This is a genomic window from uncultured Alcanivorax sp., from assembly GCF_947258575.1.
Lineage (GTDB): Bacteria > Pseudomonadota > Gammaproteobacteria > Pseudomonadales > Alcanivoracaceae > Alcanivorax.
The window spans coordinates 171,378-185,516 of record NZ_CAMYIV010000010.1 but is presented as its reverse complement, the minus strand read 5'-3'; the positions used below and the strand labels follow the sequence as shown (position 1 = coordinate 185,516).

9 protein-coding genes are annotated in these 14,139 nt (G+C 62.2%); 3 read left to right on the top strand and 6 right to left on the bottom strand.

Annotated features, from left to right (window positions below):
* Positions 1 to 94 precede the first annotated feature (94 nt).
* From Q0Y02_RS10595 to Q0Y02_RS10585, 3 genes are all read right to left on the bottom strand, one after another.
* Positions 95 to 538: a thioesterase family protein gene (locus tag Q0Y02_RS10595; RefSeq protein WP_297767803.1), complete on the bottom strand. Its 444-nt coding sequence runs from the start codon at positions 536 to 538 to the stop codon at positions 95 to 97.
* Positions 539 to 743: 205 nt separating this feature from the next.
* Positions 744 to 1,184, bottom strand: a complete 441-nt coding sequence (locus tag Q0Y02_RS10590) for a thioesterase family protein (protein ID WP_297767800.1) — start codon at positions 1,182 to 1,184, stop codon at positions 744 to 746.
* Positions 1,185 to 1,346: 162 nt separating this feature from the next.
* Positions 1,347 to 2,741, bottom strand: a complete 1,395-nt coding sequence (locus Q0Y02_RS10585; protein WP_297767797.1) for a phospholipase D family protein — start codon at positions 2,739 to 2,741, stop codon at positions 1,347 to 1,349.
* 213 nt (positions 2,742 to 2,954) lie between these two features.
* Between Q0Y02_RS10585 and Q0Y02_RS10580 the strand changes: the two genes are divergently transcribed.
* Positions 2,955 to 4,817, top strand: a complete 1,863-nt coding sequence (locus Q0Y02_RS10580; RefSeq protein WP_297767795.1) for a hypothetical protein — start codon at positions 2,955 to 2,957, stop codon at positions 4,815 to 4,817.
* A 66-nt stretch (positions 4,818 to 4,883) separates the two neighbouring features.
* Complete coding sequence (locus Q0Y02_RS10575) at positions 4,884 to 6,884, top strand: bifunctional 2',3'-cyclic-nucleotide 2'-phosphodiesterase/3'-nucleotidase (RefSeq protein WP_297767792.1); 2,001 nt, start codon at positions 4,884 to 4,886, stop codon at positions 6,882 to 6,884.
* On the opposite strand, the gene Q0Y02_RS10570 is transcribed toward Q0Y02_RS10575, so the two are convergent.
* On the bottom strand, positions 6,885 to 7,733 hold the full coding sequence (locus Q0Y02_RS10570) for a DNA ligase (protein WP_297767789.1): 849 nt from the start codon (positions 7,731 to 7,733) through the stop codon (positions 6,885 to 6,887).
* A 193-nt stretch (positions 7,734 to 7,926) separates the two neighbouring features.
* Here Q0Y02_RS10570 and msrB point away from each other — a divergent pair, with 193 nt between their 5' ends.
* Positions 7,927 to 8,988 (top strand): peptide-methionine (R)-S-oxide reductase MsrB, encoded by a 1,062-nt coding sequence (gene msrB / locus Q0Y02_RS10565; RefSeq protein WP_297767786.1) that lies wholly within the window; start codon positions 7,927 to 7,929, stop codon positions 8,986 to 8,988.
* On the opposite strand, the gene Q0Y02_RS10560 is transcribed toward msrB, so the two are convergent.
* Together Q0Y02_RS10560 and Q0Y02_RS10555 are read right to left on the bottom strand one after the other, a co-directional pair.
* Positions 8,971 to 10,296 (bottom strand): Na+/H+ antiporter NhaC family protein, encoded by a 1,326-nt coding sequence (locus tag Q0Y02_RS10560; RefSeq protein WP_297767783.1) that lies wholly within the window; start codon positions 10,294 to 10,296, stop codon positions 8,971 to 8,973. The genes msrB and Q0Y02_RS10560 overlap by 18 nt on opposite strands.
* A 410-nt stretch (positions 10,297 to 10,706) precedes the next feature.
* The gene (locus tag Q0Y02_RS10555) at positions 10,707 to 13,976 is read right to left on the bottom strand and encodes a carboxyl transferase domain-containing protein (RefSeq protein WP_297767781.1); all 3,270 of its coding nucleotides are present in this window, start codon (positions 13,974 to 13,976) and stop codon (positions 10,707 to 10,709) included.
* Between the last annotated feature and the right edge of the window lie 163 nt (positions 13,977 to 14,139).

Here is a 14,139-nt window from a genome sequence, read left to right as displayed (position 1 = left end):
GGGTGGTGATGATTCGCAGAGGACAGCATGGTGGATTACGCCTGCGGCTAATCCACCCTACGTCACGATCACCGCGCCTACCGCTGAGGCATCATCAGCCACGGCCACTCTGATCAATCACCACACCCGGTGCCCCGACCTGAAACAATTCGCGCAGGTCGCCCGGCACCGGTGTCTTTTCAAAGGGTTCGTTGGTCATCATCACGTACACCGCTTGCGAAGACGCAATGGCGCGGTCATCGTCCGCGTGGCGGATTTCCACTTCCAGGGTGAAAGAGGTATTGCCCAGTTGCTTCACTGACACGAACGCGTTCAGCACATCGTCGAAACGCGCCGAGGATTGCCATTCCAGGGTCAGCTTCACGGCCTGATTATCCAGCCCTCGCGCCTGCAACTGACTGTATTCGCACCCCAGTGCGCGCATGAATTCCTTGATGGCGAGGTCCACGTAATCCGCGTAACGGGCATTGAAAACCACTTGCTGGCCATCACATTCTTGATAGCGAACCCGAAAGCGGAAACAAAACGGCTGGGGCATAACACTCTCCAAAACTTTTAATAAAGGGCTGCCCGAAGATCACTCTACGAAGCGATTGCTGGAACAGAACGTAGCGCAGTCGGGACCCGAAGAGTGAGCGCACCGAAGACTATGCTTGCATAACGAAGGGTAGCTTGTGGCGCACTACCAGGAGACCGGACGACAGTCACGGCCATCAGCGGCCCAGTTCAATTTTTCCTGCTCTTTATCGACCACTCTGATCAATCACCACACCCGGCGCTCCGGCCTGCAGCAACTCGCGAAAATCGTCGGGCACCGGGGTTTTTGCGAAGGGTTCCGTGGTCATCATTACGTACACCGCCTCCGCGCGGGCAATGGCTCGCCCTTCGTCCGCGTGGCGGATATCCGCTTCCAGGGTGAAGGAGGTATTACCCAGATGCTGGAGTGACACGAACACGTCCAGCACATCGTCAAAGCGCGCCGAGGATTGCCATTCGGTGGTCAGCTTCACCACCTGATTATCCAGCCCCTGCGCCAGCAACTGGTTGTAGTCACAGCCCATGGCGCGCATGAATTCGGTCATGGCCAGATCCACATAGTCCCCGTAACGGGCATTGAACACCACTTGCTGGGCATCGCATTCGTTGTAACGAACCCGAAAGCGGAAACAGAACGGCTGGGACATGACACTCTCCAAAAATTTTTAATGCAGGGCCGCCAGAAGATCCCTCTACGAAGCGACTGTAGGAGCCATGCTTGCATGGCGAATGGTGCATTGTTCGCCATGCAAGCATGGCTCCTACAGTGGCAATAAGATGGTCATTGGCGTTGCTCGAGCTTGCCGGCCTTACAGCATTCGCTCAATGGGCAATAGCGACAGTAACCATGCCAGCATGCGCCGCCACACCGTCACGTCGGGTTCGTTGTGACGCACTAGCGGACGACCGTCAGGGCCATCCCCCGCCCAGGTCAGTGTGCCCTGTTCGTTGTCGACCCGATAACTGTTTTCCGGCGCCAGCCCCTCTTCGATAAAGGCCGCTACCTGCTGGCCCAGCTCTTCAGACACCACGTAGTAGCCCATCTCGGTATTGAGATGGACCGATCGTGGATCGATATTGAATGAGCCCACGAAGACCTCGCGCCGGTCCAGCACCATGGCCTTGGTATGCAGGCTGGCCCGGGAGCGCCCCTTGAACAACCGCACCTGCCGATGCAGGGCACGGGCGTTGGGCGTCAGCTCATGCAGCTCCACCCCGGCTTTCAACAGACCATCGCGATAACGGGCATAGGCACCGTGGGCCGCAATCACATCATTGGTGGCCAGGCTATTGGTGAGCACCGCCGCGCGACCACCGCGCTGTTTCATCTCCGCCAGTTCCGCCACAAAGGCATCGCCGGGAATGAAATAGCTGGCCTCCATCAGCAGTTCCTGATGATCGTCCCGGGCCAGCAGGTGGGCGAGCTGATCCCCCATCAGGGTCTGCTTTACTCCAGCCGCCTTGTCGGGGCTATCGAACAGCAACACCGCATGGGCCTGCACACACTGGCGATCCTGCCCTGCCAGGTAATCGGTGAAGAAGGATTCGTACTGGGGAAACAGGTAGGGGTAGTTTTTCAGGGAGCGGCGCCATTGTCGCAGCCACTGCCAGACACGCTCCGCCGCCGACTCCCGGTAACGACGCAGGGTCTTCATGGGCATGGCCAGCGGGCTGTCCCAGTAGCAGTCAAACGCCGCCTGGGTATCAGCGACGATGGGGCCACAGGCGTACAGGTCCAGATCGCGAAAGTTGGTGGACGCATTCACGCCGAAATAGTGATCGGCAATATTGCGGCCACCCACCAGCGCCCGTTCGCCATCCACGATCCAGGCCTTGTTGTGCATGCGGTGATTCAGCAACGGCATGTGATGAAGCCATTGCAGGAAATGCTTGTAGCGCCCCCGGAAAGCGTTGAACAGGCGCACCTCGATATTGGGGTGCGCATCCAGCGCCGCCCACTTCACATCCCGGCCCAGCTGGTTGGCGTGGTCCAGCAACATGCGCACTTTCACCCCCCGGCGTGCCGCCTCCAGCACCCGGTAGATCAGCAGCTTGCCGGTGGTGTCGTCATCCCAGATGTAGTACTGCACATCCAGCGTCCGCCGGGCCAGGCGGGCCAGGGTGATGCGCAGGGTAAAGGCCTGATCGCTGTCAGCCACTAGCGACAGGGAGGAAAGCATCATCGGGCTGGTCACCGCACTCACGCTGTTATCTCCCTGTTCACCCGCACCTCTCTATCGACTGTCTCCATGACCCGACCATGACCGGCCCATGACGATTTTCCTGTTTTTGATCGTAGTGCCTACCCTGCCATAAAACGAACAGTGTTCACCGAAAATTCACAGGTTTTTTACCGCCGGGACTTGTCGCACCGCCACCCTCTGGGCACTCCATTTACTGCTCAGGGATGAACACTCATGAAGCGAATTCTCTTCGCCGGCCTGCTGGCCACCTCACTGGGATCGGCCCAAGCCTACCAGTGGAACTACCCCGCCCCCATCAAGACACCCGGCTCCAACGACAACGGCAAGGTGGTGCTGTTCGATGTATCCCACGGTGGCACCGAGGGCAACGCGGACTGGGTGATCGACGGCGCCTTTTCCGACTTCGCCGATGCGCTGGTGGCCGAAGGCTATACGGTGCAGGAATACCGGGGCGTGGACAAGAACAGCGACGGCGTTATCCAGTTCGTGGATGACTACACCACCCCCACCACCGCCAACAGCAATGCCAATGAAGCAGTGATCACTTATACCGCTATCAGCCACGCGGATGTGCTGGTACTGGCGGAAAGCAACCGCCCTTTTACCCAATCAGAATTGCAGGCTCTGGAAAATTTTGTGGCCGCCGGCAAGGGCATCTTCTTTGTGGCTGACCACTACAACGCCGACCGTAACCTGAACACTTGGGACAGCACCGAAGTGTTCAACGGCTATAACCGCTCCACCCTGTCCCAGTTCAATGTGGGCGGCAGCTACGGCGACCTGCGCAATCCCGGTACCGCCAGCGGTTGGCTGGCCCAGGAGTTCGGCATTCGCTTTCGCTTCAATGCCATCGACTGGCACAGCGGCGCCAGCGGCATCGAGCCGGCCAGCCAGGTAGAGGGACTGACCACCGGTGTGGGCCCGGTACTGATGGCCGGTGGCGCCACCCTGGCGATCACCGACCCGAACCGGGCCAAGGGCCTGGTGTATTTCTCCACCAGCGACAGCCCCAGCCGCTGGACCCACGCGGTGGATTCCGGGCTCTATTTCGGCGGCACCGCCGAAGGCCCCTATGTGGCCATTGCCAAATCCGGCCCCGGCAAGGCCGCCTTTATCGGTGACTCCAGCCCCATCGAAGATGCCTCGCCCAAGTACAAGCGCCAGGACAACGGCAACACCAAGAGCACCTACCCGGGTTGGACCGATGCCGGCAACGCCGCCCAGCTCAGCATTAACCTGATCGACTGGCTGGCCACCCCGGAAAGCTACACCCAGTTCAACAGCAGCGCCCACCCGGCCGGCACCGCCACACCCACCCCCATGGCCAGCGAAGAGCTGGACGACCCGGACAACGGCCAGCCCTGGAACACCCCCTCCGGTGGCTATAACCCCTGGGATGCCAGCACCTTTGACTACGGCGCCTACGGTGCTCCGGATGGCCCCGGTGGCAGCACTGGCGGCGGCGGTGAGGTGCTGTCCGTGAGCGAGGCACTGGCCGAACCCACCGGCATCACCGTCACCGTGTCAGGGGTGATCACCCAGGCCATCAACGGCGAGTACGCTCTGGAAATCGAGGACAGTGCCGGCAGCGCCACCCTTTACGTGAAACTGGACAGCCAGTACCGCAATGACTTCAGTCCCCAGAACAACCCGTCGGTGATCGGTGAAACCCTGCAGGTGAGCGGCGAGCGTGACGTCTACATGGGCGAGCCCAGCATCGAGTACGTCACCGACATGCAACTGGTAGATGGCAGCAGCGGGGGCGGCAGTTGTGGCAGCAGCGGCGCGGTGTCGGTAAGCGATGCCTACGCCAGCAGCCAGGGCACCCCCCTCACCGTGGTGGGCGAAGTGATCGGCGGGGTTAACGACCCCTACGCCCTGGAGCTGGGCGACCTGAACAGCAGCACCAGCGTCTACGTGAAGCTGGAATCCGACCAACGCGCCGAGTACAGCCCCGCCAACAACCCGGCCATGGTCGGCCAGACCCTGGAAGTGGACGGCGTGCGCGACCTCTACATGAGCTACCCCAGCCTGGAATCGGTGAGCTCACTCACCGTGATCAGCAACTGCCCCTGATTCGTTTTAAAAAATTCTCGGCGGCGTTCGCGCCGCCCTTCCTTGAACCCAAACACAGGAAACACCATGAAGGCTTCACTGCGATCCCTGCTGGCCCTGTCTCTGGCCGGCGGCGCCCTGCTCAGCGGCTGCGGCGGCGATAACGACAACACCCCCGCCCAACAGGACACCACCCCACGGGTGGATCTGCGTCTGATGGAAACCACCGACATCCACGCCAACGTGATGGATTACAACTACTACAGCGACAGCGTAGATAACGGCCATGGCCTGGTGCGTACCGCCATGCTGGTCAAGCAGGCCCGTGCCGAAATCACCCACCCGGAAAACTCTGCGTTAGTGGATAACGGCGACCTGATCCAGGGCAGCCCCATGGGCGACTGGCGCCAGGCGCAAGGGCTCACCAGCGGCGAAGTGCACCCGGTCTACAAGGTGATGAATGAAATGGCCTACGACGTGGGCAACTACGGCAACCACGAATTCAACTACGGCCTGGATTTCCTCGCCGAAAGCGTGGACGACGCCGCCTTCCCCTACATCAGCGCCAATGTGTTCAGCGCCGACGGCAGCACCCCCTACTTCGACCAATACAAGCTGATCACCAAGACGGTCTACGACCGGGACGGCAACCCCCACGATATAACCCTGGGCTTTATCGGCTTCCTGCCGCCGCAAATCATGCAGTGGGACAAGAAGAACCTGGAGGGCAAGGTCACCGCCAAAGACATCAAGGCCACCGCGGAGTTACTGGTGCCACAGATGAAGGCGGAAGGGGCGGACATCATCGTCGCCATTCCCCATTCCGGCATCAACACCACCGCCTACTCGGAAGAGGCCAAGGCAGAAAACAGCAGCTGGTACCTGGCGGACGTGGACGGCATCGACGCCATCATGTTCGGCCACAGCCACCTGACCTTCCCCTCGGACAGCTTTGCCGGCACCGCCAACGTGGACCTGGAAAAAGGCACCATCAAGGGCGTGCCCTCAGTGATGCCCGGCTACTGGGGCAGCCACCTGGGTATCATCGACCTGAGCCTGGCACTCAATGAAGACGGCGAAAGCTGGACCGTAGTGGACAGCAAAGTGGAGGCCCGGGCCCTGGACCCGGAGGGTGAGGCCGATGCGGCCCTGACTGCCCTGGTTAAACCCGACCACGACGCCACCCTGGACTACATGGGCCAGGTGATCGGCGAATCTACCGATGACATCTTCAGCTTCCTGGCGGTGGTGAAAGATGATCCTTCCATCCAGATCGTCAGCGATGCCCAGAAGGCCTATGTGGAAGACGCTATTGTCGGCACCGAGCTGGATGGTCTGCCGGTGCTATCCGCTGCGGCCCCGTTCAAGGCCTGTGACCGTGACGGGGTCTGCGCCGAGGAAAGCAGCTTCACCGTGGTGCCGGCCGGCGAACTGCAAGTGAAGAACATTGCCGACCTGTACCTCTACCCCAACACCCTGATGGCGGTAAAAGTCACCGGTGCCGAACTGGAACAGTGGCTGGAATGTTCCGCCTCCCAGTTCTTCCAGATCACCGATACCGCCGACCGCCAGGAGCTGGTGGACTTCAGTGGCTTCCCCACCTACAACTTCGATGTCATCGACGGCGTCACCTACCAGATCGATGTGACCGAACCGGCCCGTTACGATCGTGACTGCGCCAAGATCAGCGACGGCACCCGCATCGTTGACCTGCAGTTCGACGGCGCCGCCATCGATCCGACCCAGGAATTCCTCATCGCCAGCAACAACTACCGTGCCACCGGCGGCCACTTTGCCGGCACCGGTGGCGACCATGTGGTGATCGAATCTCCGGACGAAAACCGCCAGGTGGTTGGCAACTATATCCAGGCCAACAGCCCGGTGACCCCCACCGCCGACAACAATTGGTCGTTTGCACCGATCCTGGGTTACAGCAGTGATCTGCAAATCGTCTTCCGGGTACCCAACACCGACCGCGCCAAAAACTTCGTGGCCGACGCAGTGGCCGGGGCCGGCGGCAGCTTCATGGCCAGCCTACTGGATGACAGTGGCAACGAAGCCATCTACGAACTGAACCTGCAGCCCTGATCAATCGGACTGCGACACCCGACGAGCCGGCGCCGCCGGCTCGTCGTTTCTTACCCGCAGAAAGCTGGCAAAGCGCGGCAACCCGGTAGCCGTCAGGCCGTAATATTTATAGGTCACGGTACTGCCCAGCGGCGGCGGGTCCGCCCGCTCGTGATCGCTGAGGCCGCTGCCCAGCTTGAAACGGCGACCATCCCCGGTCTTCACCACCAGCGCCCCTACCTGGCCCTGGTATTTGCCTTTCCCCTCGCTGTAATCCACCACCGTTGCTTCCGCATCCTGAAAGGTTTTCACCTTGAGCAGCGCCGCCGTGCGGCCGGCTTTGTAGAAGCTGTCACCGTGATGCAGCATCAAGCCCTCTCCGCCGACCGCCAGTACCCGATCCAGGCGTGCCAGCAGGGCACCGTGGTCCGTGGCCCGTCGCTGTTCGACCATGGTCAGGTGATAGGAGGAGGTTTTCTCCACCAGCCCACGCATCTTTTCCACCCGTTCGCTGAATGGCACGCCACTGGCCGGCAGATCGAACACCATAAAGCGGATCTGCCGCCATTCTTGCGCCTTCGGCTGTAGCCGGCGGATCGCTGCCGACACCTGGGCAAAGCGGCCGCGCCCCATCCACAGCTCGCCATCCAAAGGCTGCGCGGGAAAACCGCGCAGGAACCAGTCCGGCGCGGCGATAATATTGCCGCCCCGGGACAGCAACTGCTGCCCATCCCAGTAGGCCCGCACCCCGTCCAGCTTTTCGCTGACCCAGTAGCCCTGCAGATCCATCCCGGCCTGGTACACTTTGGCCAGCTGCAAAGGCGGCTCGCTGGCCCGGGCCACGGTCACCAGCAGGCAGATGAGCATCATCAGGCCAACCCGCAGACATCCTTGTCTTGCCGGTATTTTCACGGTCTTCTCCCTTTATTCTCGCTCGCGGCCCCAGACTGTGCCTGAAGGACAGGCCCGGCTCTGTGCGCAATCGCAGCGCCAGTGCGTAAGAGATCACCGGTTTTGCAACAAATCCGTTTGTCGGGCATCCAAGCTTCAGGAGGTAACAACCATGCGCACACTATTATTTCTTGCCGCTCTCACCTTGAGCGCCCCTGTACTGGCCGCCGAGGCCTATTTTGCCGGAGGCTGCTTCTGGTGCACCGAATCGGATTTTGAAGAGCTCGATGGCGTCAGCGAGGCCATCAGCGGCTTTGCCGGCGGCGACGAGAAGAACCCCAGCTATGAGGACGTGGCCCATGGCCGCACCGGCCATACGGAAGTCGTGAAGGTGATCTATGACCCGGCGGTGGTGAGCTACGACAACCTGCTCACCTGGTTCTGGCAGCACGTGGACCCCACTGACCCCAATGGCCAGTTCGTGGATCGCGGCCAGCAATACCGCAGCGCGATTTTCTATCAGACCGAGGCGGAGAAAACCGCTGCCCTGGCCTCGCGTAAGGCCCTGGAGGAAAGCGGTCGCTTCGACAAACCGGTGATCACCGAGATTACCGAGCTGGACGCCTTCTACCCGGCGGAGGATTACCATCAGGATTACTACAAGACCCACAGCCTGAAGTACAAGTACTACCGCTATCGCTCCGGTCGCGACCAGTTTCTGCAGGAACACTGGGACGACCCGAAGCATCGCCCCTGGCTCACCGACCAGGTCACTCAGCGCTGGCAGGGGGCGGATCAGTTCCAGCGCCCCAGCGATGAGGTACTGAAAAAATCACTGCCCAAGCTGGTCTACCAGGTGACCCGGGAAGACGCCACCGAACGGGCCTTCCAGAATGAATACTTCGACCATAAAGGCGAGGGTATCTATGTGGATGTGATCAGCGGCGAGCCGTTGTTTTCTTCCACGGATAAATACAAATCCGGCACCGGCTGGCCCAGCTTTACCAAGCCTATCGACAAGGCATTCGTGACGCTGGAGGAAGACAACAAGCTATGGGCCACCCGCACGGAAGTACGCAGCCGCTACGCGGATTCCCACCTCGGCCATGTGTTCAGCGACGGCCCCGAGCCCACTGGCCAGCGCTGGTGCATGAATTCAGCCGCGCTGCGTTTTGTGCCCAAGGCCGAGATGGAAAAACAGGGTTACGGGGAGTATTTATCCCTGTTTGAGTGAGGGAAGCTGTGGCCGGTTGATGACAATGGCGATCACCCCGGCCACCGCCAGTGCCCAGCAGTAATGGATGGCGCCGATCAGCTCCAGCGGTGACAGCCCGGCAATGGAACAGGCCAGCAACACCTGGGCGCCATAGGGAATCAGCCCCTGCACCACGCAGGAAAAGATATCCAGCACACTGGCCGAGCGACGCAGATCCACGCCATGGTCTTCGGCGATGTCTCTGGCCATCTCCCCGGTAAGTACGATGGCCACGGTGTTGTTGGCCACGAACACATTGGCCACCACCACCAGCAGGGCAATGCCCACTTCCCCGGCCCGTTGCAGCGGCAGTTTCAGCCAGCGGGTCAGGCCGTGGATACGTTCGATCAACCAGCGGGTGCCGCCCTGATCGGTCATCAGTTGTGACAGCCCGCCGATCAGCATGGACAGCAGCATGATCTCGAACATGCTTTCGAAACCGCTGTAGACCGCCCCGTTCACCTGGGCCAGCCCATAGCCCGCCCCCTGCACCATGCCGGTGACCCCGGCCACGGCGATGCCGATGATCAGCACCGCCAACACATTCAGCCCGCTCAGGGCCAGGGCAAAGACCAGCAGATACGGCAACACCAGCCAGGGCTGTAAAGGCTCCGCCTGCACCTGATGGTCACCGCCGCCCAGCAGCACCAGCACCGCCACGTTCACCAGCGCCGCCGGCAGGGCAATCCAGATATTCACCCGGAACTTGTCCTTCAACGAGACGCCCTGGCTGCGGGTGGCAGCAATGGTGGTATCGGAAATCATCGACAGGTTGTCACCGAACATGGCGCCACCCACCACGGCCCCCACCGCCAGCGGCATGGGCAGCCCGGTGGCCTGGGCAAACCCGGCGGCAATGGGCGCGGTGGCGGCGACGGTCCCCATGGAGGTGCCCATGGCCGTGGCAATAAAACCGGCAATCAGAAACAGGGCGGGCAACACCCAGTCGGAAGGAATAATGCGCAGACCAAACTGCACGGTGGCATCCACACTGCCGATGCTGTCGCTGACACTGGCAAAGGCCCCGGCCAGCAGGAACACCAAACACATGAGGATAATATTGGGATGGCCGATCCCTGCCAGCAGGCGCTCCACACTGCGGCTCAATGCCTGGCGCGCCAGCACACAGCCCAGCACGATCGCCGCCATGGCCACCACCGGCGCCTTGATCTGGTAAAAGGCGAACTCGGTGCCCTGCAGGCTGTAATAGATCCCGCTACCGAAAAACACCGCCATAAAAAACAGCAGCGGCAACAAAGGCCAGGCGCGGGCAGGGGCTTGAGTCATGGATCAGTCCGGATCAGCGGTAATTTCCGAACAGTGTAGAGATTCCCGGCCGGGGGCGGTACCTGCGCTACCTGTAGGAGCTTGCCTGCAAGCGAAAGACGGAGGATATCCCGGTGTCATCTACGAAGCCGCTGTAGGAACGGAGCGCAGCGGAGTAACGCACGTAGTTCCGTGCGGCCCGAAGGGTGAGCAAAGCGAATAACGCCTCTTGAGGCGCGAACCGCGTGCGAACGCGGAATCGGCCGCAGGGCGATCAGGGACGGCAGAGCTCGACAGGTTTCAAAATGATTGCTGCCGCTCGAATCTCTGTCGCCTCGCTACGCTCGGTTCGTCCCCTGGAAGGGAACTCCTACAGCGGCTTCGTAGCCATGTTTTCGCAACTCGAAACTCGTACCTCGCTGCTGGCCTTTTCAAAACGTATCCACAAACGGCCGACCACCCTTCCCTCCCCGATGCCCGGACGCATTCAGCCCGCGCAGCAACCACTGGCGGCTCTCCACGGGATCGATCACCGCATCGATCTCCAGGAAGCTGGCCATGTTCAGGGCCTTGCCCTGCTGGTAGGCCTTGGCCACCAGCTTGTCGAACAGGCGTTGCTGTTTCTCCGCTGTGGGCTGGGCGGCCAGTTCCTTGGCGAAGCCGAGTCGCACCGCCCCTTCCAGGCCCATGGCGCCGAACTCGGCGCTGGGCCAGGCGGCGGTGAACAACGGCGAATGGAAACTGCCCGCCGCCATGGCCTGGGCGCCCAGACCGTAGCCCTTGCGCAGCACCAGGGTGAAGAACGGCACCGTCAGGCTGGCGGCGGTGACAAACATCCGTGACACATGGCGCACCGTGGCCTGCTGCTCCGCCTCCGGCCCCACCATGAAACCGGGGGTATCGCACAGGGACACCATGGGCAGGCCAAAGGCCTCGCACAGCTGCATAAAGCGCGCGGCCTTGTCGCCGCCCACCGCATCGATGGCGCCGCCCAGGTGGCCCGGGTTATTGGCGATCAGCCCAAAGGGGCGCCCTTCAATGCGTACCAGCGCGGTGATCATCCCCGGGGCGAACTCACGGCGCAGTTCCAGTACCGAGCCACGGTCCGCCAGGGTGTCGATGACCTGGCGGATGTCGTAGACCCGGGTGCGTTTTTCCGGGATACGATGACGCAGCTCGCGCTGGTCGGCGGCCTGCCAGTCGCTCACCCGGCCCTGAAAATAGGACAGGTACTGTTTGGCCACTGCCACCGCAGCCTTCTCGTCCTCCACGACCACATCCACCACCCCATTGGGGGCCTGCACCGTCACCGGCCCCACCTGCTCCGGGGTGAACCGGCCCAGGCCGCCGCCTTCGATCATGGCCGGGCCGGCCATGCCGATGCTGGCGTCTTTGGTGGCGATGATCACATCGCAGCAACCCAGCAAGGCCGCGTTGCCGGCAAAGCACCGGCCGGAGCCGATGCCCACCAGCGGCACCTGCCCGGACAAGCGGGCCATGGCGGCAAAGGTATGGCAGTCCAGCCCGGCCACACCGACAAAGTCGGTATCGCCGGGACGCCCGCCACCACCTTCGGCAAACAGCACCAGCGGCATCTTCCACTGGCCGGCCAGCTGCAGCAGGCGGTCAGTCTTCTTGTGGTTCATCATCCCCTGGGTGCCGGCGAACACGGTGTAGTCGTAGCTCATGGCCAGCACCCGGGCGGCCTCGTCGCCGAACTGGTCGGCATTGACGGTGCCGGTGCCACCGATCAGGCCATCCGCCGGGCTCATGGCCTGCAACTCTTCGGCACTGCGACGACGTCGCTGGGCCGCCAGAGCCATGGCGCCGTATTCCTGGAAGCTGTCCGCATCAAGCAGATCGTCGAGATTTTCCCGGGCGGTGCGCTTGCCTTTGCTGTGGCGTTTTTCCACCGCCTGGGGGCGGCCCGCATCGCTGATGGCCTGATGGCGATCCAGCACCTCCGCCAGATCCTGGCGGATATGATCCAGGTCCACGCTTTCTTCCGTGGCGATGGCGTCCCCTGCCACCTCACCGGGTTCCACAAACAACAACGGCGACGCCTCATTCAGGGCATCACCTTCCTGGGCGGCCAGGCTGTGCACCTGGCCGGCGATGGCGGCGCGTACCTCGAATTCCATCTTCATGGCTTCCAGCACCGCCACTACCTGGCCCACCTGCACCGTGTCGCCCTGCTGCACCAGCAGGGACACCAGTACGCCGGTGGTGGGGCTGGTCAGCGCCTCGCAACCCGCCGGGGTGGCAAGGGTGCCGGTCTGTGGTGATGGGTCGGCAGACGGCAAGTCCGGGGTCACGTCAGTGGGCAGCGCCCGCAACAGCTCTGGCAGGTGGGTTTCCACATAGCGGGTGGTCACCGCGTTGGCCTGCACCGCATCGCTGGCCAGCAAGGCCTGCAGCAGCGGCAGATTGCTTTGCACGCCCTCAATGCGGGTCTGCTTCAGGGCCCGGCGGGCCCGTTGCAGCACCGTGGGATAGTCCGCGCCGGTGACGATCAACTTGGCCAGCAGGGAATCGTAGGCCGGGCTGACCGGGTAACCGGCATAGCCGTACCCATCCACCCGAATCCCCGGCCCGCTGGCGGGCTCATAGGCGGTGAGGGTGCCCGCCGAAGGCGCGGTGCTGCCATCGGCCTTGAGGGTTTCCAGGTTGAGACGCAGCTGTACCGCCATGCCATCACAGGCCGGTGGGGTAAGCAGATTCAGGTCAGCCAGACTGGCCCCCGCCGCCAGCCGAATCTGGCTCTGCACCAAATCCACCCCGGTGACCTGCTCGGTGACCGTGTGCTCCACCTGCACCCGGGGGTTGGCTTCCATGAAATAGAAACGGTTCTGCGCCGGCTCCACCAGAAACTCGAAGGTGCCGATGCCCTGATAGTTCACCGCTCTAGCCAATGTCAGCGCGCTATCGATGATGCGGTCGCGCAGGCCAGCATCGAGACCCGGCGCCGGGGCGAACTCCACCAGCTTCTGGTGACGGCGCTGCAAGGTGCAGTCGCGCTCCCACAGATGGCTCACCGCCCCGCTGCCATCGCCCAGCACCTGCACTTCGATATGGCGGGCGGCGGGTACCAACTGCTCCACATAGACCGCCTCGTTGCCAAACGCGGCCTTCGCCTCCGACTGACAACGCTGAAAGGCCGCCTCCAGCCCTACCAAGTCAGTAACCGCTCGCATACCGCGCCCGCCCCCACCGCTCAGGGCCTTGATCATCACACCACTGCCTTCCAGCGACGCCATAAATGCTTGGGCTTCCTCCAGCGTCACCGCCTGCTCCGTGCCCTGCACCAACGGCACCCGGCAACGGGCCGCCAACGCCCGGGCGGACGCCTTGTCGCCAAACAACCGCAGAGTCTCCGCCCCCGGCCCGATCAGCGTCAGCTCGGCCCGGGCACACTGCTCGGCAAACTCCGCATTCTCGGCCAGAAAGCCGTAGCCGGGGTGAATCGCCTCACAACCCTGCTCCCTGGCAACCGCGATCAACTGCGCCCCATCCAGATAGGCCGGCACACCCCGGCCCAGCAACGCTACCGCCTCATCCACCTGGCGAGTGTGCAGAGAGTGCTGATCATCCTCCGCAAACACCCCCACGGAACGAATTCCCAGATCCGCACAGGCATTGGCAATACGAATGGCAATCTCGCCACGGTTGGCAATCAGGATGGCAGCAAACGGGACGGGCACGGCGGACTCCAGTCTTAGATTCGACGGCAAAGACCACAGTGTAGCCAGTTGGGGTTATCGATGGCATTGATCGGGGTGCATGGAGATGTATGCATTGGGTTAATGCTGATTCGCTGGCTCAAAAGGCCATCAAGTCAGCATTGAGTCCGTATACCGAAGTCTA

What these genes read in the sequence shown, in the direction of transcription:
- Q0Y02_RS10595 (WP_297767803.1), bottom strand. Translation starts at nt 538, where the DNA reads ATGCCCCAGCCGTTTTGTTTCCGCTTTCGGGTTCGCTATCAAGAATGT.
- Q0Y02_RS10590 (WP_297767800.1), bottom strand. Translation starts at nt 1,184, where the DNA reads ATGTCCCAGCCGTTCTGTTTCCGCTTTCGGGTTCGTTACAACGAATGC.
- Q0Y02_RS10580 (WP_297767795.1), top strand. Translation starts at nt 2,955, where the DNA reads ATGAAGCGAATTCTCTTCGCCGGCCTGCTGGCCACCTCACTGGGATCG.
- Q0Y02_RS10575 (WP_297767792.1), top strand. Translation starts at nt 4,884, where the DNA reads ATGAAGGCTTCACTGCGATCCCTGCTGGCCCTGTCTCTGGCCGGCGGC.
- Q0Y02_RS10570 (WP_297767789.1), bottom strand. Translation starts at nt 7,733, where the DNA reads ATGATGCTCATCTGCCTGCTGGTGACCGTGGCCCGGGCCAGCGAGCCG.
- msrB (WP_297767786.1), top strand. Translation starts at nt 7,927, where the DNA reads ATGCGCACACTATTATTTCTTGCCGCTCTCACCTTGAGCGCCCCTGTA.
- Q0Y02_RS10560 (WP_297767783.1), bottom strand. Translation starts at nt 10,296, where the DNA reads ATGACTCAAGCCCCTGCCCGCGCCTGGCCTTTGTTGCCGCTGCTGTTT.